The sequence below is a fragment of the Micromonospora sp. NPDC049201 genome (genome assembly GCF_055586805.1).
Genome location: NZ_JBVJHM010000007.1, coordinates 184,821 through 206,110, shown reverse-complemented (window position 1 = coordinate 206,110; position 21,290 = coordinate 184,821). Strand labels below are relative to the sequence as shown.

The 21,290-nt window shown below is 73.8% G+C and carries 19 protein-coding genes; 9 read left to right on the top strand and 10 right to left on the bottom strand.

Features of this window, described 5'->3' with window-relative positions:
* Positions 1-10: 10 nt before the first annotated feature.
* On the bottom strand, positions 11-274 hold the full coding sequence (locus ACZ6O5_RS16975) for a DUF6343 family protein (RefSeq protein ID WP_465978153.1): 264 nt from the start codon (positions 272-274) through the stop codon (positions 11-13).
* A gap of 161 nt (positions 275-435) precedes the next feature.
* Here ACZ6O5_RS16975 and ACZ6O5_RS16970 point away from each other — a divergent pair, with 161 nt between their 5' ends.
* A complete protein-coding gene (locus ACZ6O5_RS16970) occupies positions 436-1,035 on the top strand; it encodes an antibiotic biosynthesis monooxygenase (protein ID WP_281939456.1) in 600 nt (199 codons plus the stop codon).
* A 116-nt stretch (positions 1,036-1,151) separates the two neighbouring features.
* The gene (locus tag ACZ6O5_RS16965) at positions 1,152-1,997 is read left to right on the top strand and encodes a GDSL-type esterase/lipase family protein (RefSeq protein ID WP_465978151.1); all 846 of its coding nucleotides are present in this window, start codon (positions 1,152-1,154) and stop codon (positions 1,995-1,997) included.
* Between the two features lie 15 nt (positions 1,998-2,012).
* Here the strand turns inward: ACZ6O5_RS16965 and ACZ6O5_RS16960 are convergent, their stop codons facing one another.
* The 3 genes from ACZ6O5_RS16960 to ACZ6O5_RS16950 all read right to left on the bottom strand — a co-directional run bounded on the left by ACZ6O5_RS16960 (position 2,013) and on the right by ACZ6O5_RS16950 (position 3,897).
* Complete coding sequence (locus tag ACZ6O5_RS16960) at positions 2,013-2,756, bottom strand: EcsC family protein (RefSeq protein WP_465978149.1); 744 nt, start codon at positions 2,754-2,756, stop codon at positions 2,013-2,015.
* A 38-nt stretch (positions 2,757-2,794) separates the two neighbouring features.
* Positions 2,795-2,944: a hypothetical protein gene (locus ACZ6O5_RS16955; protein WP_465978147.1), complete on the bottom strand. Its 150-nt coding sequence runs from the start codon at positions 2,942-2,944 to the stop codon at positions 2,795-2,797.
* Positions 2,945-3,036: 92 nt separating this feature from the next.
* Complete coding sequence (locus ACZ6O5_RS16950; RefSeq protein ID WP_465978145.1) at positions 3,037-3,897, bottom strand: peptidase M23; 861 nt, start codon at positions 3,895-3,897, stop codon at positions 3,037-3,039.
* A 390-nt stretch (positions 3,898-4,287) separates the two neighbouring features.
* Between ACZ6O5_RS16950 and ACZ6O5_RS16945 the strand changes: the two genes are divergently transcribed.
* The 3 genes from ACZ6O5_RS16945 to ACZ6O5_RS16935 are packed head-to-tail and all read left to right on the top strand — an operon-like array spanning position 4,288 to position 6,387.
* Positions 4,288-5,211, top strand: a complete 924-nt coding sequence (locus tag ACZ6O5_RS16945) for a proteasome assembly chaperone family protein (RefSeq protein ID WP_465978143.1) — start codon at positions 4,288-4,290, stop codon at positions 5,209-5,211.
* 37 nt (positions 5,212-5,248) lie between these two features.
* On the top strand, positions 5,249-6,046 hold the full coding sequence (locus tag ACZ6O5_RS16940) for an exodeoxyribonuclease III (protein ID WP_465978141.1): 798 nt from the start codon (positions 5,249-5,251) through the stop codon (positions 6,044-6,046).
* A gap of 20 nt (positions 6,047-6,066) precedes the next feature.
* Positions 6,067-6,387 (top strand): antibiotic biosynthesis monooxygenase family protein, encoded by a 321-nt coding sequence (locus ACZ6O5_RS16935; protein ID WP_465978139.1) that lies wholly within the window; start codon positions 6,067-6,069, stop codon positions 6,385-6,387.
* Between the two features lie 145 nt (positions 6,388-6,532).
* Here ACZ6O5_RS16935 and ACZ6O5_RS16930 read toward each other — a convergent pair whose 3' ends face one another.
* From ACZ6O5_RS16930 to ACZ6O5_RS16920, 3 genes are all read right to left on the bottom strand, one after another.
* A complete protein-coding gene (locus ACZ6O5_RS16930; protein WP_465978137.1) occupies positions 6,533-6,739 on the bottom strand; it encodes a hypothetical protein in 207 nt (68 codons plus the stop codon).
* Positions 6,740-6,962: 223 nt separating this feature from the next.
* A complete protein-coding gene (locus ACZ6O5_RS16925; RefSeq protein WP_465978486.1) occupies positions 6,963-7,679 on the bottom strand; it encodes a class F sortase in 717 nt (238 codons plus the stop codon).
* Between the two features lie 422 nt (positions 7,680-8,101).
* A complete protein-coding gene (locus ACZ6O5_RS16920) occupies positions 8,102-8,659 on the bottom strand; it encodes a hypothetical protein (protein ID WP_281939442.1) in 558 nt (185 codons plus the stop codon).
* A gap of 151 nt (positions 8,660-8,810) precedes the next feature.
* On the opposite strand from ACZ6O5_RS16920, the gene trmB reads away from it, so the two are divergent.
* Together trmB and ACZ6O5_RS16910 are read left to right on the top strand one after the other, a co-directional pair.
* Positions 8,811-9,437 (top strand): tRNA (guanosine(46)-N7)-methyltransferase TrmB, encoded by a 627-nt coding sequence (gene trmB, locus ACZ6O5_RS16915; RefSeq protein WP_465978484.1) that lies wholly within the window; start codon positions 8,811-8,813, stop codon positions 9,435-9,437.
* 89 nt (positions 9,438-9,526) lie between these two features.
* The gene (locus ACZ6O5_RS16910; protein ID WP_465978135.1) at positions 9,527-12,031 is read left to right on the top strand and encodes a DEAD/DEAH box helicase; all 2,505 of its coding nucleotides are present in this window, start codon (positions 9,527-9,529) and stop codon (positions 12,029-12,031) included.
* Positions 12,032-12,109: 78 nt separating this feature from the next.
* Here ACZ6O5_RS16910 and ACZ6O5_RS16905 read toward each other — a convergent pair whose 3' ends face one another.
* The 3 genes from ACZ6O5_RS16905 to ACZ6O5_RS16895 form a co-directional block, all read right to left on the bottom strand.
* The gene (locus ACZ6O5_RS16905; RefSeq protein ID WP_465978133.1) at positions 12,110-17,023 is read right to left on the bottom strand and encodes an FG-GAP-like repeat-containing protein; all 4,914 of its coding nucleotides are present in this window, start codon (positions 17,021-17,023) and stop codon (positions 12,110-12,112) included.
* A 7-nt stretch (positions 17,024-17,030) separates the two neighbouring features.
* A complete protein-coding gene (locus ACZ6O5_RS16900) occupies positions 17,031-17,273 on the bottom strand; it encodes an ABC transporter permease (RefSeq protein WP_425787126.1) in 243 nt (80 codons plus the stop codon).
* A 178-nt stretch (positions 17,274-17,451) separates the two neighbouring features.
* Positions 17,452-19,071 carry an ABC-F family ATP-binding cassette domain-containing protein gene (locus ACZ6O5_RS16895; RefSeq protein ID WP_465978131.1) on the bottom strand — a complete coding sequence of 540 codons (1,620 nt, stop codon included), beginning with the start codon at positions 19,069-19,071 and terminating at the stop codon, positions 17,452-17,454.
* 456 nt (positions 19,072-19,527) lie between these two features.
* Between ACZ6O5_RS16895 and ACZ6O5_RS16890 the strand changes: the two genes are divergently transcribed.
* Both ACZ6O5_RS16890 and ACZ6O5_RS16885 read left to right on the top strand, forming a co-directional pair.
* On the top strand, positions 19,528-20,175 hold the full coding sequence (locus ACZ6O5_RS16890) for a hypothetical protein (protein ID WP_465978129.1): 648 nt from the start codon (positions 19,528-19,530) through the stop codon (positions 20,173-20,175).
* Between the two features lie 171 nt (positions 20,176-20,346).
* Entirely contained in the window at positions 20,347-21,243 is an 897-nt protein-coding gene (locus ACZ6O5_RS16885) for an endonuclease domain-containing protein (protein ID WP_465978127.1), read from the top strand.
* Positions 21,244-21,290 lie beyond the last annotated feature (47 nt).

Sequence of the window (21,290 nt, the reverse complement as noted above, 5' to 3'; positions counted from 1 at the left end):
GCGACTCCTGTCACTCGAACAGCGAGTGCCGCACGCCCGGCTCCTCCCGGCGGCGGGCGGCGCGACGGCGCTGGATGACGATCAGATCGACCACGGCCACCACGGCGAGGATCGCGCAGACGACGCCCAGCCAGGCCAGGTCGGCGGCGAACGCGAACACCGCGAGGACGGTCATCACGACCACACCGAACAGGGCCAGCGCGAGGCGCAGGTTCAGCGCGCTGTTCGCGTGTCCGACCGTGCCACGGGCGCGGCGGGGCTGTGATCGGGTCATTCCTCCCGGCTACCCCGGCTCGGCCGGGGTTAACCGGTGCGGCCGGCGCGAGCGGTGATCCCGGCCACGGAGCGGGCACGCGGCGGATGCGACCGCCGGGTGGACGCGTTGGATCGGTCTGCCGGTTCCGGCGGAGATCCCGCGGCGGTGGAGAGGATGGCATGACCACGATGCAGGCGGTACCCGTGACCGTCGCCGTCTCGCGGCGCGCCGACCCGGCGCGTACCGGGGAGATGGTGGCGTGGATGCGGGCCGGCACGGCGCTCGCGGAGAGCTTCCCGGGGTTCCTGGGCGCCGGCTTCGTCCGCAGCGCCCCGGGTTCCGCCGAGTGGCACGTGATGTACCGCTTCGCCGACGCGGACACGCTGCGCGGCTGGGAGGACTCCCCGCAGCGGCACTGGTGGCTCAGTTCCGCGCAGGGCATCGTCGAGCACACCCGGGTGGAACGCCGTACCGGCATCGAGGGCTGGTTCGACCGGCCGGTGGACCACGTGGTGGAGACCGTCGGGGCGGCCGAGCCGGCGGCCCCGGCCGCGCCGCCGCGCTGGAAGCAGGCGGTCACCATCTGGCTGGCGTTCTTCCCGCTCAGCCTCACCGCCACGCTGCTGACCGCCCGGTTCGTCGCCGACGTGCCGCTGGCGGGCCGGACGCTGCTGATGACGCTCGTGCTGACCCCGCTGATGACCTACCTGGTGCTGCCGCGGATCACCCGGGCGCTGCACTGGTGGCTGCACGGCCAGCCGGCGCCCTGGCGGCGCTGAGCCCGCGAATGTGAACGACCGGTGTCAATGAAAGATGGGCGACAGACCTTCCGTACGGACGACCGAGGCGCATAGGGTCGACGCGCCGCCTCGCGCCACCGGACGGGGGAACCCGCATGCCTCGACGCTGGATCGCCGCGCTCGCCTGCGTCGCGGCGCTGGTGGCGCTGGCCTGCGACGGCTCCGGCTCGGCGTCGCCCCGCCCGTCCGACACGCCCCGGCCCGGTGACCCCCGGGTGCTGACCGCGCTCGGCGACTCGGTCACCACCGGCTTCGGCTCCTGCCTGGTGCTGGTGAGTTGTGAACGCAACTCGTGGTCGAGCGGGGACAGCCTGCGGGTGGAGAGCGTCTACCGCCGGCTGCGCGCGGACGCGCCGGCGCTGCGGGCGTACAACCGGGCCGAGCCCGGCGCCCGCGCGGCCGGGCTCGCCGACCAGGCCCGGTCCGCGGTCCGCGACAAGGCGGACCTGGTCACCGTGCTGATCGGCGCGAACGACGTGTGCCGGGCCGGGGTCGACGCGATGACCCCGGTCGACACGTTCCGGGACCAGGTCGACGCGGCGCTGACCGTGGTCCGCAAGGGCCGGCCGAAGGCGCGGGTGCTGGTGGTCAGCATCCCCGACCTCTACCGCCTCTGGCAGCTCGGGCACACCGAGTCGCGGGCCGTCCGGGCCTGGTCGCGCGGCGTCTGCCCGGCGCTGCTGGCCGACGCCACGTCGACCGCGCCGGCCGCGACGGCCCGCCGGGCCACGGTCAAGGCCCGGATCGAGGCGTACGACGACGAACTGCGCGCCGCCTGTCGCGCGTACGGCTCACGCTGCCGCTGGGACGGCGGCGCGGTGCACCGCCACCGGTTCGGCCTGGACCAGGTCAACGCGCTGGACTGGTTCCACCCGAACGCGGCCGGCCAGGGCCGGCTGGCCGAGGTGGCCTGGAACGCCTCCGGCTGGGCCCGCGACTGAGACCGACCGACCCGGTCAGGGTTGGCGCGGGCCCGGGAGCTGCCGGGGGCCGGCCAGCCGGTAGAGCGCGCGGGCCCGGTCGGCGAGTTCCTTGGTGGCCGACGAGTTGGCCCAGGTGCCGAGGATGATCGCGGCGCCGGGGACGACCTTGGCGAACATCCGCTTGGCGGCGCGGACCCCGGCCATCCGGGCCAGCCGCACGCCGAGCTGGAGCATCACCCGGCCCAGCGCCCGATTGCCGGCGGAGCCGAACAACGCGCCGGCACGTTCCCGGCCGGCGGCCACGCCCAGCGCCAGCCGGGCGGTCTCGGCGGCCTTGTGCACCCGCTGGAGCACCAGCAGGTCGGTGGCCCGGTCGGGATGTGTCGGGTCGACGCCGTAGGCGGCGGCGACGTGCAGCACCAGCCGGGCCTGGGTCCAGGCCAGCACGCCCACGTCGATCACCGCGCCGGGCAGCCCGGCGGCGCCGGAGACCGCGCCGGACAGCCGGGCGTGGTTGACGAACTTGCGGACCGCCTGGTCGGCCAGCTGCTCGGGGGGTGCGTCCGACCGCTCCGCCCGCGCCCGGGCGGCCCACTGCGCGGCCTCGGGGCCGAGCCGGCGCACCGCCTCCAGCGCCAGGTGCTCCGGCGCGTACTGCGGGTCCTCCCGCATCCGGTCCCACAGCGTGGCCGGCGGCGCTTCGGGCGCCTCCACCGGCGGGACCGGGGCGGCGGGGACGGCGGTGGGCTCCCCGTCGACGGGGGCGGGGTCGGTCACGGGACGCTCCGGGGCTCGTACGGCGGGGGGTGGGCCGGTCAGCGGCGGCGGGTCGACGACAGCCGGTTGGCGAGCTGCCGCAGCCGGGCCTGGTTCTCCGGCTTGGCGATCTCGCGCCGGCCCCGGTCGACCAACTGCTGACCACGCGGCGACCGCAGGAAGGTGGTGATCCGTTGCATCAGCGACATGACGTCCTCCTGTTCGCGGTCCCCCTCATGTGTACCTGGAACCGGCAACCTCCTGGTACCCGGACCGGCCACCCGGCAACCGTCCAGTTCGGTCAGCCGAGGACTTCCGCCACCACCTCGCCGGCCAGCCACTCGTGCTGCGCGTACGCGTCGGGGAACGCCGAGATCTGCACCGCCTGGGCGGCGACCGACAGCGGCAGGTCCTGCCAGCCGGGGATCTCCTCCAGCGCGGCCAGGAACGCCTGGGTGGCGTACTCCGGGTCCATCAGCTGGGCCACCGTGCCCCAGCCGCTGCTCGGCCGCTGCTGGAACAGCCCGACCGAGTCGTGGTCCCAGCCGACGGCCTGGTGCGGGTAGCTCTGCGACTCGGGCAGCACACCGCTGGCGTAGTTGAGCAGCGTGCTCTCCTGCATCGCGGTGGCCACCGCGATGACCAGCCCACGGCGCGGCACACCCATCTCCCGGCCGGCCCGCACGATCTTCGTGGCGTTGTCCATCTGGGTGCGGTTCAGGCCGGCGACCGGGACGATCCGGCGTGGCTTCGGCTTCGGCTTCGCCTTCGGCGTGGCCTTGACCTTCGGCTTCGGCGTCGCGGACGGGGACAGCGAGAGGGACGGGCTGGCGCTCGGGGTGGTCGGGGCGGCGCTCGGACGGGCCAGGCCGCGGGAGGCCGCGTCCAGCGCCGCGCGCTCGGCCAGCTCCACGGCGGGGGCGGGCTTGGCGGCGCGGTCCGGGGCGCCGAGGCCGAGCTGGCTGACGCCGACCAGGCCGAGGCAGCAGGCCGTGCCGGCGGCGACCGCCAGCCGGGCACGGGGGTTCAGCAGCGCCCGCAGGCGGGTACGCCGGGTACCCGTCGAGGCAGTGGTTGTCCATTCGGTTGAGGGGGTATCGTCCAAACGGTCAGTCGGGCGGCCGGGGTGGTTCGGGTCGTCGGGGGTGCCGTTGTCACGCATCCGACGAGGCTAGACAGGGCAAATAGGGATCACCCAGGCTCAACGGGTGGCCCTCGCCACACTTCGTGGGGACGCCGCGGGACATTCGCGTGCGGGCCCGCCCAGGACGGTGCCGACCTCGCGGAACGGGCCAACCGCCGGTCCGCCACGCGGCCGGTCGGCCGGGGCAGGAAGCACGCGGCCGGGGGCGGAGCGGCCGATGATCGACTAACTCGTCCGTTCGGGCGACCCCGCCATGGGCCGCCGGACCGAGCCGTGGCCGAATTGTGATCACGCTCCGGGCGGTCGACGGGTCCGTAACGGAATGGACCACTCCCCCCGGTACGTTTGCCGAATCGGGGACGCGTTCGCGCGACGCCCCCCGTACGCGTCGACAGGGAGGACCCACCGGTGCTCGACCCACACGAGCTCTACGAACTCACCGACGAGTTGCCCGACGACCTCGGCCAGCCGGTGCTGATCCAGGCGCTCACCGGCTTCGTCGACGCCGGCAGCGCCACCCGGCTGGCCCGGGAACAGCTGCTCACCTCCCTGAACGCCCGCACCATCGCCCGCTTCGACATCGACCAGATGTTCGACTACCGGTCCCGCCGACCGGTGATGACCTTCGTCGAGGACCACTGGGCCGACTACGACGCCCCGGAGGTCGAGCTGCACCTGCTGCACGACGACGACGAGACGCCGTTCCTCCTGCTCACCGGCCCCGAGCCGGACCTCCAGTGGGAGCGGTTCGTGGCCGCCGTCGCCGGGCTGTCCGCCCGCCTCGACGTCCGGCTCACCGTCGGGCTCAACTCGATCCCGATGGCGGTGCCGCACACCCGGCCCAGCGGCGTCACCGCGCACGCCACCCGCCCGGAGCTGATCGCCGGGCACGAGCCCTGGCTCCAGAAGGTGCAGGTGCCGGCCAGCGTCGGGCACCTGCTGGAGTACCGGCTCGGCGAGCAGGGGCGCGACGCGCTGGGCTTCGCCGCGCACGTGCCGCACTACGTCGCCCAGACCGAGTACCCGGCCGCCGCCGAGGCGCTGCTCGCCGCCGTGTCCAAGGGCACCGGCCTGCTGCTGCCGCGCGACGGCCTGCGCACCGCGGCCGAGGCGATCCGGGTGGAGATCGACCGCCAGGTGGCCCAGACCGACGAGGCGGCCACGCTGGTCCAGGCGCTGGAGGAGCAGTACGACACGTTCGCCCGGGGTCGCGGCGAGAAGAGCCTGCTCGCCACCGAGACCGGCCCGCTGCCCAGCGCCGACGAACTCGGCGCCGAGCTGGAACGCTTCCTCGCCGAGCAGACCCGCCCGGGCGACACCCCGGAACGCTGACCGGGCGGAGCGGGCCGGGATGCGGCAGGCTGGAGTCATGCGCCTGGCGACCTGGAACGTCAACTCGGTGAAGGCCCGCCTGCCCCGGCTGCTCGACTGGCTGGGCACCACGAAGCCCGACGTGCTCTGTCTCCAGGAGACGAAGTGCCCGGACGGGGCGTTCCCGGTCGCCGAGGTGGGCGCGCTGGGTTACGAGGTGGCCAGCCACAGCGACGGACGGTGGAACGGCGTGGCCGTGCTGTCCCGGGTCGGGCTGGCCGACGTGGCGGTCGGCTTCCCCGGCGAGCCCGGGTTCCCCGCGCCGGAGGCCCGCGCCATCGCCGCCACCTGCGACGGGGTGCGGGTCTGGTCGGTGTACGTGCCGAACGGCCGCGCCCCCGACGACCCGCACTACGCGTACAAACTGGCCTGGTTCGCGGCGCTGCGCGACGCGCTGGAGGCGGAGGTGGCCGCGGCTCGGCCGCTCGCCGTCTGCGGTGACTTCAACGTCGCGCCGACCGACGCCGACGTCTGGGACCCGGCGCTGTTCGCCACCTCCACCCACGTCACGCCCGCCGAGCGGGCCGCGCTGGCCGCGCTGCGCGACCTGGGGCTCAGCGACGTGGTGCCCACTCCGATGAAGGGCCCGCACCCCTACACCTACTGGGACTACCGGGCCGGCATGTTCCACCAGAACAAGGGCATGCGGATCGACCTGGTGTACGCCACCGCGCCGTTCGCCCGCGCGGTCCGCTCCGCGTACGTCGACCGGGAGGCCCGCAAGGGCAAGGGCCCCTCCGACCACGCCCCGATCGTGGTCGACGCCGACCTGACGCCCGCCGTCGAGGCGTTCTGAGTCGCCGTAGGCTGGACGGCATGGCAGTCGTGAAGATCAACGCGATCGACGTCCCGCCCGGTGCCGGCGAGGAACTGGAGAAGCGGTTCGCCGCCCGGGCCGGCGCGGTGGAGAACTCCCCCGGGTTCCTCGGCTTCGAGCTGCTCCGCCCGGTCGCCGGCGAGACCCGCTACTTCGTCTACACGAGGTGGGAGACGGAGGAGGCGTACCAGGCGTGGGCGCAGGGCTCGTCCCGGGCCGCGCACGCCGCCCCCGAGGGCACCGAACCGCGCAAGCCGGTGGCCACCGGCGCCACCCTCCTGGAGTTCGAGGTGGCCCTCCAGGTCCCCCACACCCCCTGACCCACCCCGTTGTCCCGCCCCGGTGATCATGAAGTTGGCGGCACTCGCCGTCCGCTTTGTCGCCGCCAACTTCATGATCACCCAACGAATCGCGCCCTTGCCCGCGCGGTCCACTCCGCGTAAAGATCAACGTGATCGACGGGTGTCAGCGCTTGGACTCCATTCTCGTGAAGACGCCGACGAACTCCATGATCGCCCAGTCCAGTTGAGCGCAGGTGGAGAAGTCGACGCAGCTCAGGCAGCCTGATCGTCGCGGCGTCATGCTGGCTGCCCGAAAATGGGCGTCAAGCGTCCGCCTGACTTCGAACAGCTTGCGGAACGTCGAGCCTTCGTCGGGGTCATCCATCGGCATCGCGAAACCACCCTCCCAAAGATCGCGGCGTTGTGGTGGGACACCCCGGGAAGGGTGTCTACGTCGCCCAGGACGAGTAGGCAAGGCTCAATTCGGTCGTCGGCCAGTACGCCTCCTCCCACCATCCGAAAGATCCCGGCCACTGCTCAGGATCGCCCGAGATCTTGGTACGAAAGGGCCCCCGGAGGGGCCGTTTCGTACCAAGATCTCGGGGGCGAGCGCCTCAGGCGGTGCGGGTGGCGAAGACGATCACGTTGTCCTCGTAGCCGGTGCGACCGCCGAGCCACGTGCCACCGCAGGTGATCAGGCGTAGCTCGGCCGGGCCGGAGTCGCCGTAGACCCGGGCGGCGGGCAGTTTCGCCTTGTCGAAGTACTCCACGCTGTCGACGGTGAACGACACCACGCTGCGGTCGGCGCGGGTCACCCGGATCAGCGCGCCGGGCTTCAGCTCACGGAGCCGGTAGAACACGGCCGGCCCGCGCTTGCTGTCGACGTGACCGACGATGATCGCCCGCCCCGGCTCCCCCGGCACCGCGCCCCGGTTGTACCAGCCGGTCTGGTCGGTCTCGGTCAGCGGCGGCACATCCACCGACCCGTCCCGCGCCTGACCGACCGGGGTGACCGGTGCGTCGACCTTGATGGCCGGCACGGCCAGGCGGACCGGACGGCCGACCGGCTTCCGGGCCGGTGTGGTGGCCGGCGCGGGTGCCGCCGCGCTCGACCCGGCCGACGCCTCGGCCCAGTCGAACGGCCCGGCGGTGCGGCCGAGGCCGGCCCCGACGGCGAACACGCCGACCAGCACCAGCACCACGGCCAGCGGCTTCGACCAGGGGCTTCGGCCCCGGTCCCGCCTCGGCGCAGAGCCGGGCGGCGGACCGGCCGGCGACCCACCGGACGGCGACGCACCGGCGGGGGGCGGACCGGCGGGCCGGGAGCGCACGGCAGGCGGCCCGGCCGGGGGCGGGCTCCACGGCCGGGCGGCGGCGGGCGGCGGCATCCACGGTCGCGACCCCGTCGACGACGTCGTGGCCGGACGGGACCCGGCGGGCGGCACCTCGACCGACGGCGGGCCGGCCGGGGGCGGGCTCCACGGCTCCGAGCCGCCGGAGGGCGCCGGGGCCGACCGGGAACCGGTGGCCGGCGCGGCAGAGCGGAAAACGCCGAAGTGCGGCGGGGCAGCGCCGGAATGCGGCGGGGCGGCACCGGAGCGCGGCGGGGCGGCACCGGAGCGCGGCAGGGCGGATAGCGGTGGTGCGGCGCCGAATCGCGGCGGGGCGGCGGGTGGGGGCAGGGCGAGGAACGGCCAGCCGGAACGCCGGGAACCGGCGGGCGGCGGGGCGGCGTGGTCGGCCATGGCCTGCCTCAGCGCCCGGCGGCGTGCCGACGGGAGGCGGCCACACCGAGACCGGCGCCGACCATGGTCAGCGCCAACCCGATCGGCACCAGCAGGCCGCCGAGGCCGGGGCCGGCGGTGCCGCCGAAGCCGGTCGCCGGGCCGCGGCTGGGGAAGTGGCTGGGCGGGTGACTCGGCGGCCGGGTGGGCTGGGCCCGCTTGACCACCTGGAGCATGGTGGACGCGGTCTCCCCGCTCGGGCACTCCAGTTTGACCCGGTAGTTGCCGGGTCGGGTGCGCTCGTTGACCATCGGCGAGGCGGTGAGCAGGCCGCGCTGCGGCTGCACCTGGATCTTGCCGAAGGCGTCGGAGGCCACGATCGCGGGCACCGAATTGTCCCGGCAACTGGCCCGGATGCCGACCAGGAAACCCGGCTCGACCGTGCCCGGGGTGACCTCCACGAAGATAACGTCACCGGCGGGCTGCTCGGGCACCGGTTCGGCCCGGGCGGGCACGGCGCCGAGCAGCGGGAAGGCGCACGCGCCGACCGCGACAAGCAGCGCCGCGCGTCCCCTGACTGACCCCATGACCCCTCCCGGCGTACGGGAATGAATCCTCTCACCCCCGGCCGCACCTCACATCCGAACGGCCGCGTCGGTCGCGTAGGCTCGGGTCGCTGTGACCACCACCGACGTCTCCACCGCCCGCATCCGCACCTTCCATCCGCGTCGCGGCCGGATGAGTGACCGGCAGCGCGACGCGTTGACCCGGCTCTGGCCCGCGTACGGCCTGGAGATCGCCGCCCTCGACGGGCCGTGCGATCCGGCGGCGCTGTTCGGACGGCGGGCGCCGCTGGTGCTGGAGATCGGCTCCGGCATGGGCGACGCCACCGCCGCGATGGCGGCGGCCGACCCGAGCCGACACTATCTGGCGGTCGAGGTGCACACGCCGGGAATCGCCAACCTGCTGGACCTCGTGGAACGGCACCGGCTGGACAACGTACGGGTCGCCGAGGGCGACGCGTTGGACCTGGTCCGGGCCATGCCCGAGGGGTGCCTGGACGCGGTGCACGTCTACTTCCCGGACCCGTGGCCGAAGACCCGGCACCACAAGCGCCGGATCATCGCGCCGGCGCACGTGGCGCTGCTGCGGTCCCGGCTGGCGCCCGGCGGCACGCTGCACTGCGCCACCGACTGGGCCGAGTACGCCGAGTCGATGCGGACGACGCTGACCGCCGACCCGGAGCTGGTCGACGTGCACGGTGGCTACGCTCCCCGCCCGGCGCACCGGCCGGTGACCAAGTTCGAGCGGCGCGCGCTGACCGCCGGCCGGGACGTCTTCGACCTGGTCCACCGGCGGCGCTGAAGCCGGGGCGCTGAACCGGGGGCGCTGACGCCGCAGCGCTGAACCCGGTTGGCGCGGCAGGGCACCGCCCAGGCACGATGGGAGCCGCCATGACTCTCACCGCCGCGCTGCCGAAGACCGCCGACCCCGACACGCTCTACGACGCGTTCGCCTCCTGGGCGTCCGAGCGCGGTCTCGACCTCTACCCCCACCAGGAGGAGGCGGTCATCGAGATCGTCTCCGGCGCGAACCTGATCATGAATACGCCGACCGGCTCGGGCAAGAGCCTGGTGGCGATCGCGGCGCACTTCGCGGCCCTCGCCAGCGACCGGACGACGTTCTACACCGCGCCGATCAAGGCGTTGGTGTCGGAGAAGTTCTTCGCGCTCTGCGAGGTCTTCGGCGCGGAGAACGTCGGCATGCTCACCGGCGACGCCAGCGTCAACGCGGACGCGCCGATCATCTGCTGCACCGCGGAGATCCTGGCCAACCTGGCGCTGCGGGAGGGCCGCCGCGCCGACGTCGGCCAGGTGATCATGGACGAGTTCCACTTCTACGCCGAGCCCGACCGGGGCTGGGCCTGGCAGGTGCCGATCATCGAGCTGCCGCAGGCCCAGTTCGTGCTGATGTCGGCCACGCTCGGCGACACCACCCGCTTCGTCGACGACCTGACCCGGCGCACCGGGCGGCCGACCGCCGTCGTCCGCTCGGCCGAGCGGCCGGTCCCGCTCCTCTTCTCGTACGCGACCACGCCGCTGCACGAGACGCTCGAAGAGCTGCTTGAGACCAAGCAGGCCCCGGTGTACGTGGTGCACTTCACCCAGGCCGCCGCGCTGGAACGCGCCCAGGCGCTGATGAGCGTGAACGTCTGCACCCGCGCCGAGAAGGACATGATCGCCACCGCGATCGGCAACTTCCGGTTCACCTCCGGCTTCGGCAAGACGCTGTCCCGGCTGGTCCGGCACGGCATCGGCGTGCACCACGCCGGCCTGCTCCCGAAGTACCGCCGCCTGGTGGAGACGCTCGCCCAGGCCGGCCTGCTCAAGGTCATCTGCGGTACGGACACGCTCGGCGTCGGCATCAACGTGCCGATCCGCACCGTGCTCTTCACCGGCCTGAGCAAGTACGACGGCATCCGCACCCGGCTGCTCAAGGCGCGCGAGTTCCACCAGATCGCCGGCCGGGCCGGACGGGCCGGCTTCGACACCATCGGCCGCGTCGTGGTGCAGGCGCCCGAGCACGTGATCGAGAACGAGAAGGCGCTCGCCAAGGCCGGCGACGACCCGAAGAAGCGCCGCAAGGTGGTGAAGAAGAAGCCCCCGGAGGGCTCGATCGGCTGGGGTGAGCCGACGTTCCAGCGCCTGGTCGAGGCCGAGCCGGAGCCGCTCACCTCCAGTTTCCAGGTCAGCCACTCGATGCTGCTCAACGTGATCGGCCGCCCCGGCGACGCGTTCGCCTCGATGCGGCACCTGCTCACCGACAACCACGAGGACCCGGCCGCCCAGCGACGGCACATCCGCCGGGCCATCGCGATCTACCGGGCGTTGCGCGCCGGCGGCGTGGTCGAGGAGCTGCCCGAGCCGGACGAGGCGGGTCGCCGGGTACGCCTCACCGTCGACCTCCAGCTCGACTTCGCGCTCAACCAGCCGTTGTCGCCGCTCGCGCTGGCCACCATCGAGCTGCTCGACCGGGAGTCCCCGGCCTACGCGCTGGACGTGCTCAGCGTGATCGAGGCGATCCTGGACAACCCGCGGCAGATCCTCTCCGCGCAGCAGTTCAAGGCCCGCGGCGAGGCGGTCGCCGCGATGAAGGCCGACGGCATCGAGTACGAGGCCCGCCTGGAACTGCTCGACGAGGTGACCTGGCCCAAGCCGCTCGCCGAGCTGCTGGCGGGCGCGTACGAGATGTACCGGCAGGGCCACCCGTGGGTCGCCGACCACGAACTGGCCCCGAAGTCCGTGGTCCGGGACATGTACGAGCGGGCCATGACGTTCCCGGAGTACGTCCAGTTCTACGGGCTGTCCCGCTCCGAGGGGCTGGTGCTGCGCTACCTCGCGGACGCGTACAAGACGCTGCGGCAGACCGTGCCGGAGGACGCCAAGACCGAGGAACTGGTCGACCTCATCGAGTGGCTGGGCGAGCTGGTCCGCCAGGTCGACTCCAGCCTGATCGACGAGTGGGAGCGGCTGCGCAACCCGTCCGACGTGGCCGAGGTCGCCGCCTCGCTGGACGACCGGCCGCCGGCGGTGACCCGTAACGCGCGGGCGTTCCGGGTGCTGGTGCGCAACGCGCTGTTCCGTCGCGTCGAGCTGGCCGCGTTGCGCCGCTGGGACCTGCTCGCCGAACTGGACGCCGGGGACGGCTGGCACGCGGACGCGTGGGCCGACGCGCTGGAGCCGTACTTCGAGGCGTACGACTCGATCGGGGTGGGGCCGGACGCGCGCGGGCCGGCGCTGCTGATGATCGAGCAGGGCCGGGAGCGGTGGTCCGTACGCCAGATCCTGGACGACCCCGACGGCGACCACGACTGGGGCATCAGCGCGGAGGTCGACCTGGCCGCCTCGGACGAGGTGGGCGCGGCGGTGGTCCGGGTCACCGACGTCGGCCAGCTCTGACCCGCCCCGGCCGGCCCGGCCTTCTCCTGGCCGAGCCGGCCGCTGCCGGGCTGAGCCAGCCGGTGCCGGGCCGACGGGTCAGCCGACGCCGTCGGGCGGGGTGAGGTCGGCGGCGTCGACGACGGCGGTCCGGCCGTCGTCGAAGGTGACCGCCGCGCGGCCGTCCGGCCGGGCCTGCGCGGTGCCGACCCGCCCGTCCCGGGTGCGGACCGGGGGCCGGGGCGGCTCCGGCGGCGCGTCGTCGAACCGGGCGGGCGTGGTGCCGCCCGCGACGGTGGCGGTGGCCGCGAACCCGCTGATCCGCACGAGGCCGCGCCCGGCGAAGGACACGTAGAGCGCCGGGTCGGCCGGGTTCGAGACCCGATCGTAGTAGCAGTTCGCCGGCCGGCCCCGGAGCGCGCCGGTGTCGAGCAGTCGCGTCCAGTGCTGCCCGTCCGCGGTGGTGAACGCGCCGGCCAGGCCGACCGCGAAGCGCCGCCCCGGATCGGTGGGGTCGAACTGCATGTCGTTGAGGATGCCGCCGTAGTGGTCGCCCTGGCCGTCGGCGTCCTCGTCGCGGTCGACCTCGATCCGGCCGCCGCAGGTGAGCATCTGCTCCAGGGCGGTGTCGACCTGCCAGGTGACGCCGCCGTCGTCGGAGCGTCGCACGTGGTCGGAGTCCAGCAGGTACAGCAGGCGGGGCCGGTACGGGTCGACGAAGAACCGGCGGGCCGCGCCGGCGCCCCCGCCGGGAACGAGCTGCTGCCAGGTGGCCATCCCCTCGGTCCACCTCCAGAGCCGGCGCGCGGAGTCCCCACCGACGTAGAACACCGTGTCGCGGTGCCCGCCGGACGCCTGCACGAGGCCGACGTTCGGATCCGGCAGGAACGGCCCCTGCTGGGTGACCGGCCCGCTCGGGCCGGCGCCGAAGCCCGGGATGACGAAGAGGGGACGCGGCGCGAACGTGCCGTCGCCCTTGTTCACGGCGACGAGCACACCGGCCTCACCGAAGCCGACCAGGTCGGCGTGGCCGGTGGTGGCCACGTCCGCCACCAGGCGCGGGTGGCGTTCGACCCGCCAACCGCCGGCCTGGTAGCCGAAGTCGGCCAGGACCGGCGTGGGCGTGAACGCGAACGACCCGTCGCCCTGACTACGGGCGACGTACACGCCGGCGTCCCCGAACCCGACGATGTCGGCCGTCCCGTCGCCGGTGAGATCGGCGAGCACCCGGATGTGCCTGTCCACCCGCCAGCCGGCGTTGAACCCCAGGTCGGCCAGCACGAACCGCGGCTCGGCGAACGTGCCGTCGCCGTGGTTCAGCGCCACCCACACCCCGTCGTCGCCGAACCCGACAATGTCCGCCCGACCGTCACCCGTCACGTCCACCGCGAACCGCGGATGCCGCTCCACCCGCCAGCTACCCGCCGCGTACCCGAAACCCGCCACCGCCGGCACCGGGTTGAACGCGAACGACCCGTCGCCCTGACTGAGCGCCACGTAAACCCCGGCGTCGCCGAACGCCACGATGTCCGCCCTGCCGTCACCGGTCAGATCGGCGAGCACCCGGACGTGCCGGTCCACCCGCCACCCGGAGTTGAACCCGAGGTCCGCGAGCACGAACCGCGGCTCGGCGAACGTGCCGTCGCCGTGGTTCAACGCCACCCACACCCCGTCGTCCCCGAACCCGACAATGTCCGCCCGACCGTCACCCGTCACGTCCACCGCGAACCGCGGATGCCGCTCCACCCGCCAGCCACCCGCCGCGTACCCGAACCCCGCCACCGCCGGCACCGGGGAGAACGCGAAGCTGCCGTCACCGTTGCTCAGCGCGGTGTAGACACCCGCGTCGCCGAACGCCACGATGTCCGCCCTTCCGTCACCGGTCAGATCCGCGAGCACCCGGACGTGCCGGTCCACCCGCCACCCGGCGTCGTAGCCCAGGTCGGCCAGCACGAACCGGGGGTCGGCGAACGAGCCGCCGGACGTGCTCAACGCCGTCCACACGCCCGCGTCGCCGAACCCGACGATGTCGGCGTGGCCGTCCGCCGTCAGGTCCGCGAGCAGGCGGGGATGCCGGTCCACCCGCCAGCCGCCGGGCGTGTCCCAGTCCGTGCGCTTCCGCACGTCGCGGAGGTTCCGGACGCGCAGCAGCACGGCCAGGTTGTTGGGGAGGCTGGGCCGGCCCGGGGAGGAGAAGTTGCCGAAGAAGCGGATGAAGACGTGGTCGTCGGGCTGCGGGGCGTCGCCGGGCAGGTCGAGCACGATCGGGCGGTAGCCGCGGATGACGAACCCGCTGACCGCGTTCCAGAGTGTCGAACCCGGGCGCAGCGGCGGGCCCGGGATGATCTGCCGCCGCGCGGTGCCGGTCACGTCCGGAAGCTCACCGTCGGCAGCCCCGTACACGGCCAGGGTGTTCCCCGTACCGCCGACCGCGACGCCGCCGTCGGTGTTCCACCGTGGCGTGAGGACCAGCATCTGCGACGGCCGCAGCGGGTCGGCGAACGAGCAGTCGTTGTCGCCGCCGCCGTAGTCCTGCGGGCGCCACGTCCGCCCGCCGTCGGGGGACGCGAAGCCGTCGTTGTCACCGGTGTTCAGCGAGATGACCGGGCCCCGGCCGGGCAGCGCCAGGCCGGCGACGTTCACCACGGAGAGCGTGCTGATGCTGCCGGCGGCGTCGACGTGCCGGCCGCCGTCGGTGCTGCGGAAGATGCCGCCGTCACTCGCCATCCAGACGGTGCCGGCGGTCGGCGCGTACGCACCGTCGGAGAAGGTGGCCGCGAAGTCGCCGGAGAGGAAGACGCCGTGCAGGTCGACGTGGGCGTGCTGCCCGTCGTCGAGTTCCTGCCAGTCGGCGGCGGAGGCCGGGTCGAGCGGCGCCGCGAACACCTTCGCGCGTTGCGGCCCGTAGAACAGCACCTCGCCGTGGCCGGGCCGGGTGGCGGCGACGAACACGTTGCCGCTGTACTGCTGGCCCAGCGTCGGCAGCGGCAACGGTGTCCACTGGGCCGCGCCGGTCTGCGCGAACCGGGCGTAGTCGCCGCGCCAGAGCTGGGGCGGGTCCAGGTTGGCGTCGCCGGTGGCGAACACCTCGAGCGGTGAGCGCGGGGACACCACCATGACGCGTTCGTTGGGGGCGTTCCACAGGCCCGTCGCGCCGCCGATGGTCGCGGGGACCGGGCCGGCGTCGCGGACCCAGGTCGTGCCGGCGTCGACGGAGACGAAGACCTGCCCGCTGGCGAGCGCGTACACCGTCGAGGGCTGGAGGCCGCCGACGGGCGTCTCGGCGACCGCCACGTGGTTCACCGGTTGGCGGCGACCGCCGGGCTGGCGCAGCACGTCGGTGAACGTGGCGCCGCCGTCGGTGCTGACCGCCAGCGAGCTGCCGCCCGCGGCGTACACCAGGTTGGCGGTGCCGGGCGCCCAGACGAGCTGGCCGGCACCGGGCAGCCGCGCCTCGCCGGCGGCCCGGGGGAACGTGTGCACGCGGGCCCAGGTCGCCCCCCGGTCGGTGGACCGCCAGACGCCGGCGTCCTGTGTCTCCCGGTCGCTCTGCGTCAGGGCGAGCACGGTCGCCTCGGCGCCGAAGTTGGGCAGCACGAAGCGCGGCGGGTCGAACCCGGTCCCGTTGGCGAGGCTGACGTAGACACCGGCGTCGCCGAACCCGACCACGTCGGCGCGGCCGTCGCCGGTCACGTCGACCAGGAACCGGGGATGCTTCTCCACCCGCCAGCCCTGGTCGTGACCGAAGTCGGCGACCGCCAGCCGGCGTGGCGCGAACGTGCCGTCGCCGTTGTTGCGGGCGAGGTGGACGCCGGCGTTGCCGAAGCCGACCAGGTCGGCGTGCCCGACGCTGGTCACGTCCGCGACCAGGCGGGGATGCCGCTCGACCCGCCAGCCGCCGGCGGCGTAGCCGAAGTCGGCAAGCGTGGGCGTGGGGATGAACGCGAAGCTGCCGTCGCCGTTGCTGCGGGCGGTGTAGACCCCGGCGTCGCCGAAGGCGACGATGTCGGCCCGCCCGTCACCGGTCAGGTCCGCCAGGAACCGGGGGTGCTTCTCCACCCGCCAGCCGGCCTGATAGCCGAGGTCGGCGAGGGCGAACCGCGGCGGCGCGAACGTGCCGTCGCCGTGGTTCAACGCCACCCACACGCCGTCGTCGCCGAACCCGACGATGTCCGCCTTCCCGTCCCCGGTCACGTCCACCGCGAAGCGGGGATGCCGGTCGACGCGCCAACCACCGGCCTGCGCCCCGAAGGCCGCCACCGCCGGCACCGGCGTGAACGCGAACGAGCCGTCCCCCTGGCTGAGCGCCACGTACACCCCGGCGTCGCCGAACGCCACGATGTCGGCCGTCCCGTCCCCGGTCAGGTCCGCCAGCACCCGGACGTGCCTCTCCACCCGCCAACCGGAGTGGTAGCCCAGATCGGCCAGCACGAACCGCGGCGGCGCGAACGTGCCGTCGCCGTGGTTCAACGCCACCCACACGCCGTCGTCGCCGAACCCCACGATGTCGGCCCGACCGTCACCTGTCACGTCCGCCAGGAACCGGGGGTGCCGGTCCACCCGCCAGCCCCCGGCCTGCGTGCCGAAGTCCGCCGACAACAGCCGGGGCGCGGCGAACGTGCCGTCGGATCCGCTCGTCGCCGTCCACACGCCGGTGTCGCCGAAGCCGACGATGCCCGCGCCGGCGGCCGCGGAGATGACCCCCGGCAGGCGGGGGGTGCGCTGCACCGACCAGCGCGCCACGTCCGGCGCGACGGCGATCGAGGTGACGCAGTAGCCGCCGATCGCGCCCGGCACGCCGAACTGGTCGGCGGCCGGCTCCGGTCCGGCGATCTGCGCCCACGACTCGCCACCGTCCTCGGATCGCCAGAGGCCGCTGGAGAAGGAGCCGGCGAAGACCAGCCGGCCGTCGTCGGAGCTGTCGAGCGAGAGCATCCGCCCGGTGGTGAACTGCCCCGACTTGCGGTGCGGCATGGTGGCGCGGGTGGGGCTGACGTCGTCGATCGTGGTCATGACGACCTCACCGGGCCGGAGCCGTCCGGCGCCACTCCAGCCGGGCCGAGACGGCGCACCCGACGGAGAGTACGAACAGGCCGGCGACCAGCAGCCACTCGACGGTGCCGTCGTGGTTGTCGGGCTCGATGCCGAACGCCTCCAGCCAGTCCCGCCAGAACAGCGTCAGCAGGAAGAGCGCGCCGAAGAGCGACGCCGAGACGACCTCGGCCCAGAACCGGGCCCGGAACCTGCGGTGCGGAGTCTTCATGGGGTGCTCCTCGACGTCGTCCGACCAGGTCAACCGGGGGTGACGGCGCTCAGCGTAGGCCCGTGCCGGGCCCGGTGCCGTCGCCTGAGCGACAGCACCGCAGAACGCGGTCGTCGGGTCGGGTCGGCGTGGTCAACGCGGGCGTCGGGTCGCGTCGTCGGGTTCGTCCTCGACCGGCTCAGCGCACCGGCGCGCGGAGCCGGCCGGCCGCCAGGGCCACCTCGACGCCGGTCCAGCGCCTCCGGAACATCCGGTCGTGCGAGACCACCACCACCGCGCCCGGATACTCGGCCAACGCCTGCTCCAGTTGCTCGACCAGCGCCGGCGACAGGTGGTTGGTGGGCTCGTCGAGCAGCAGCACGTCGGCCTCGCCGGCCAGCAGGCGGGCCAGCGCCAGGCGGCGGCGCTGCCCGACGGACAGCGCGCCGACCGGCTTGCCGAAGTCGGCGACGCGGAACAGGCCAAGCGACGCCAACCGCTCGGCCTGCTCCTCCCGGCTGCCGGCGCGGCCGGACGCGAACGCCGAGAGCAGGTCGCACGACGGCACGCTGAACGTGCTCTCCTGCGGCAGGTACCCGAGACGCCCGCGGCGCGCCACCGACCCCTCGTCCGGGGTCAGCACACCGGCCAGCACGTCGAGCAGGGTCGACTTACCGGCGCCGTTCGGCCCGGTGACCACCACCCGCCCACCGGCGCTGACGGTCAGCGCGGGCACCCGGAGCCGGCCGGCGACCCGCACGCGGTGCGCCGCGAGCACGGTGCCCTCCCGGACCGCCGCGTCCAGCGGCGCGTGCAGGCGCAGCGGCTCCGGTGGCCGGGGCACCGGCTCGGCGCGCAACCGGTCGAGCCGTTCGGCCGCGCTGCGTACCCGGGTGGAGATCGACGCCTGGACCCGGCGGCCGTCGCCGTTGTACTTGCACTTGTTGTGGTCCGTGATGGCCCGGCCGGGCGCCACCCGGTACGCCGTCGTCGCCCCCCACCCGGTCCAGTGCGCGATCTCGGCGGTCCACGCCGCGTAGGACTGCTCCCACCGCTGCCGCGCCGCCCGCTTCTCGGCGAGGTAACCGGCGTACCCGTCGCCGTGGCGCACCACCGTGGCCCGGTCCCCGTCGACCTCCAGGATGGTGGTGGCCACCCGCCGCAGCAGCAGCCGGTCGTGGGTCGCCACCACGAGCGTGCCCCGATGCCGGCGCAGCCGGTCCTCCAGCCAGGCCAGCGACGCCTCGTCGAGGTGGTTGGTGGGCTCGTCGAGCAGCAGCAACTCCGGCTCCGCCGACAGCACCCCGGCCAGCGCGAGCCGCGCCCGCTGCCCACCGGAGAGCGTGCCGAGCGCACGCTCCGGCGCCAGCTCGCCGATCCCGAGGGTGGACATGGCCGCCCGGACCCGCGCGTCGGCCCGGTATCCGTCGCGCAGTTCGAAGGCGGTCGACAGTTCCCCGTACGCGGTGAGCAGCCCGTCCTCGCCGGCGCTCAGGGCCTGCTCCGCCTCGGTGATCCGGCGCTGAAGGTCGCGCAGGTCGGCGAGGGCGGCGTCGACCGCGTCCCCGACCGTGGCCGCGTCCGGCAGGTCGAGGACCTGGCCGAGATGGCCGATCCCGCCGTCGGCGGTGACCACGACCTCGCCCTCGTCCGGTGCCTCCTGCCCGGCCAGCAGCCGCAGGAGGGTGGACTTCCCGGCGCCGTTCTCACCGACCACGGCGGCCCGTTCGCCGTCGCGGACCGTGCCGGACACCGCGTCCAGCACCTGGCCGTGGGCGTACGCCTTGCTCACCGCGCGCAGCGCGAGCTGGGTGGACATGGGACTCCTTCCCGGTGATCCGCGCCCGTCGAGCAGTGGCCGGTTCGGGGACGTCTCCGGCGTCGGCGCAGCCACCGGTCGCGGGAGCGACGACGACACCGTCGCCCGCGCACGGGCATGCGAAGCACAGACACCCTGGACACGCGAACACCAGTGGTCGAATCGAAGGGGATCGACTGCCCGCCCGGGCGCAACGGCCGCAGGACAGGGGGCGGGCTGGGTGCGCGTCAGTAGATCACGCCGTCATGTTGTCACGAACCGGACGAACCGACAACCCGGTTTGCCCGCGGTATGCCGGCGGTTTGCCGCGCCGACAGGCCGGCCGCGACGGGGCGTGCCGCCACCGCGGGCGTTCTGCGCCATCCGCGTACAGGGGTGCCGTCAAACCCTGGGCGATGTCACACCCGTCGATTAGAATGTATGTACTAAACGAGCTTTTGACCTGGGAGGATGCTCGTGACTGCGCCCACCTCAGCCGCCCCTCTCACCCCCTACGCCACCCTTCTCGGCTTCACCCGCTACGTCGACCGGACCGGCCCCACCAAGGCGACGTTCGTCGGCGGCCTGCGCCGGCAGCGGGCGAGCCGGCACGGCTTCAACCCGCACGGGCAGTTCGTCAAGGCGCTCAAGGCCGACGTCGCGTTCCACACCGGCGGCACCCACCTGGCTCAGGTCGCCGACGTGGTCAAGCCACGCTGGCGCCCGCTCTACGAGGCGCTCGTGCCGGGCGCGACGCGCTGGCTGCACTCGCTCGGCGAGCCGACCGGCGTCGACCTGGCCCAGACCCGGGATGCGCTGGCGATGCTGGGCGACCTGCCCGTGAAGATCAACCCGCAGTTCGGCGTGCGTTTCGCCGACGGCCGGGCCGAGGCGATCCGGCTGCACTTCGACGAGGCGCCGCCGAGCGAGGAGGCGATGCTTGCCACGCTGCACCTGATGGCCCGGCACATGGACGCGGTGCTGCCGCACGCCGAACCGGTGCTGGTCGACGTGCGGCGCGGCGAGGCGCACCGCATGCCGGCCGACGCCAAGCCCGAACGGATCGAGCAGTGGCTGGCCGGCGAGGCCGCCGCGTTCCGCGCCATCTGGTCCACCGCCGCCTAACCCTCCCCCTCCCCCGCGCCCTCCCCTCCCCCCGCCCCGCCAGCGTGCTGATTCACGGAAAGAGTGGCTATTCGACGTCGAATAGCCACTCTTTCCGTGAAAGCGCAAGGCGGCGGGGAGGGTTGTCCACAGGGGGTTTCGGAAGGGGTGGGAAGGCGGGAGGGTTGGGGGGTGCCTCGTCCTCCTCGTCGGCCGGCCGAACTGGTCGGCAAGATGTTCTTCGCGCGGGAAGCGGTTCATCTCGGACTGCTCACCAGGAGCGACCTCCGGAGCAGCGCCTGGCGGCAGTTGTTCCACAACGTCTACGCCGACGCGCGACTGGAGATCTCGCACGTCATGCGCGCCCGGGCAGCCGCGTCGTGGCTGTTCCCTCCGGGCTGCGCCATCGCCGGCCGTTCGGCGGTCGCTCTGCTCGGTGGGCCCCAGCCCCGTCCCGACGAACCCGTCGAGGTGCTGGTGGATCCGTCGGCCCGCTTCGGACCGGTGGCCGGCCTGCGCATCCACGTGGCGAACTGGCGGGAGGGTGAGGTGTTCCGGGTCGACCGGGCGCCGGTCACCACACCGGTACGCACCTGCTGGGACCTCGCCTGCTGGCTGGACGCCGTGGAGGCGGTGGCGCACCTCGACGCGGTGCTCCGTCGGGGCGTCACCGATCACGCCGAGCTGACGGCGTACCAGCGACGACGTGGTGGGGAACGCGGCGCCCGCCGGTTCGCCGAGGCGTTGCAGCTCGTCGACGGCGGCGCGGAGTCGCTACCCGAGTCCCGGCTGCGAGTTCGACTGATCCGTGCGGGACTCCCCCCGCCGGTGACCCAGCACGTCATCTCGCGGCAGGGACGGTTCGTGGCGAGGGTCGATCTCGCGTGGCCCGACCACAGGGTGGCCGTCGAGTACGACGGGCTCTGGCACCACGACGCCGAACAGTTCCACCGGGACCGCCGTCGCCTGAATCAGATCCTGGGCGACGACTGGCTCGTCCTGCACGTCACCGCGAAACGCATGGCCGAGGACTTCGACGGCGTGCTCACCGAAATCCGTACCGCCCTGGCCACCCGTCGCCCCCGTTGACCGCACGGCCGCTGCGCTTTCACGGAAAGAGTGGCTGTTCGACGTCG

Excerpts from the sequence above, each read along its gene's own strand:
- ACZ6O5_RS16970 (WP_281939456.1), top strand. The coding sequence starts at position 436 with ATGACCACGATGCAGGCGGTACCCGTGACCGTCGCCGTCTCGCGGCGC.
- ACZ6O5_RS16975 (WP_465978153.1), bottom strand. The coding sequence starts at position 274 with ATGACCCGATCACAGCCCCGCCGCGCCCGTGGCACGGTCGGACACGCG.
- ACZ6O5_RS16935 (WP_465978139.1), top strand. The coding sequence starts at position 6,067 with ATGGCAGTCGTGAAGATCAACGCGATCGACGTCCCGCCCGGTGCCGGC.
- ACZ6O5_RS16930 (WP_465978137.1), bottom strand. The coding sequence starts at position 6,739 with ATGCCGATGGATGACCCCGACGAAGGCTCGACGTTCCGCAAGCTGTTC.
- ACZ6O5_RS16950 (WP_465978145.1), bottom strand. The coding sequence starts at position 3,897 with ATGCGTGACAACGGCACCCCCGACGACCCGAACCACCCCGGCCGCCCG.
- ACZ6O5_RS16965 (WP_465978151.1), top strand. The coding sequence starts at position 1,152 with ATGCCTCGACGCTGGATCGCCGCGCTCGCCTGCGTCGCGGCGCTGGTG.
- ACZ6O5_RS16910 (WP_465978135.1), top strand. The coding sequence starts at position 9,527 with ATGACTCTCACCGCCGCGCTGCCGAAGACCGCCGACCCCGACACGCTC.
- ACZ6O5_RS16900 (WP_425787126.1), bottom strand. The coding sequence starts at position 17,273 with ATGAAGACTCCGCACCGCAGGTTCCGGGCCCGGTTCTGGGCCGAGGTC.
- trmB (WP_465978484.1), top strand. The coding sequence starts at position 8,811 with ATGAGTGACCGGCAGCGCGACGCGTTGACCCGGCTCTGGCCCGCGTAC.
- ACZ6O5_RS16920 (WP_281939442.1), bottom strand. The coding sequence starts at position 8,659 with ATGGGGTCAGTCAGGGGACGCGCGGCGCTGCTTGTCGCGGTCGGCGCG.
- ACZ6O5_RS16905 (WP_465978133.1), bottom strand. The coding sequence starts at position 17,023 with ATGACCACGATCGACGACGTCAGCCCCACCCGCGCCACCATGCCGCAC.
- ACZ6O5_RS16955 (WP_465978147.1), bottom strand. The coding sequence starts at position 2,944 with ATGTCGCTGATGCAACGGATCACCACCTTCCTGCGGTCGCCGCGTGGT.
- ACZ6O5_RS16895 (WP_465978131.1), bottom strand. The coding sequence starts at position 19,071 with ATGTCCACCCAGCTCGCGCTGCGCGCGGTGAGCAAGGCGTACGCCCAC.
- ACZ6O5_RS16940 (WP_465978141.1), top strand. The coding sequence starts at position 5,249 with ATGCGCCTGGCGACCTGGAACGTCAACTCGGTGAAGGCCCGCCTGCCC.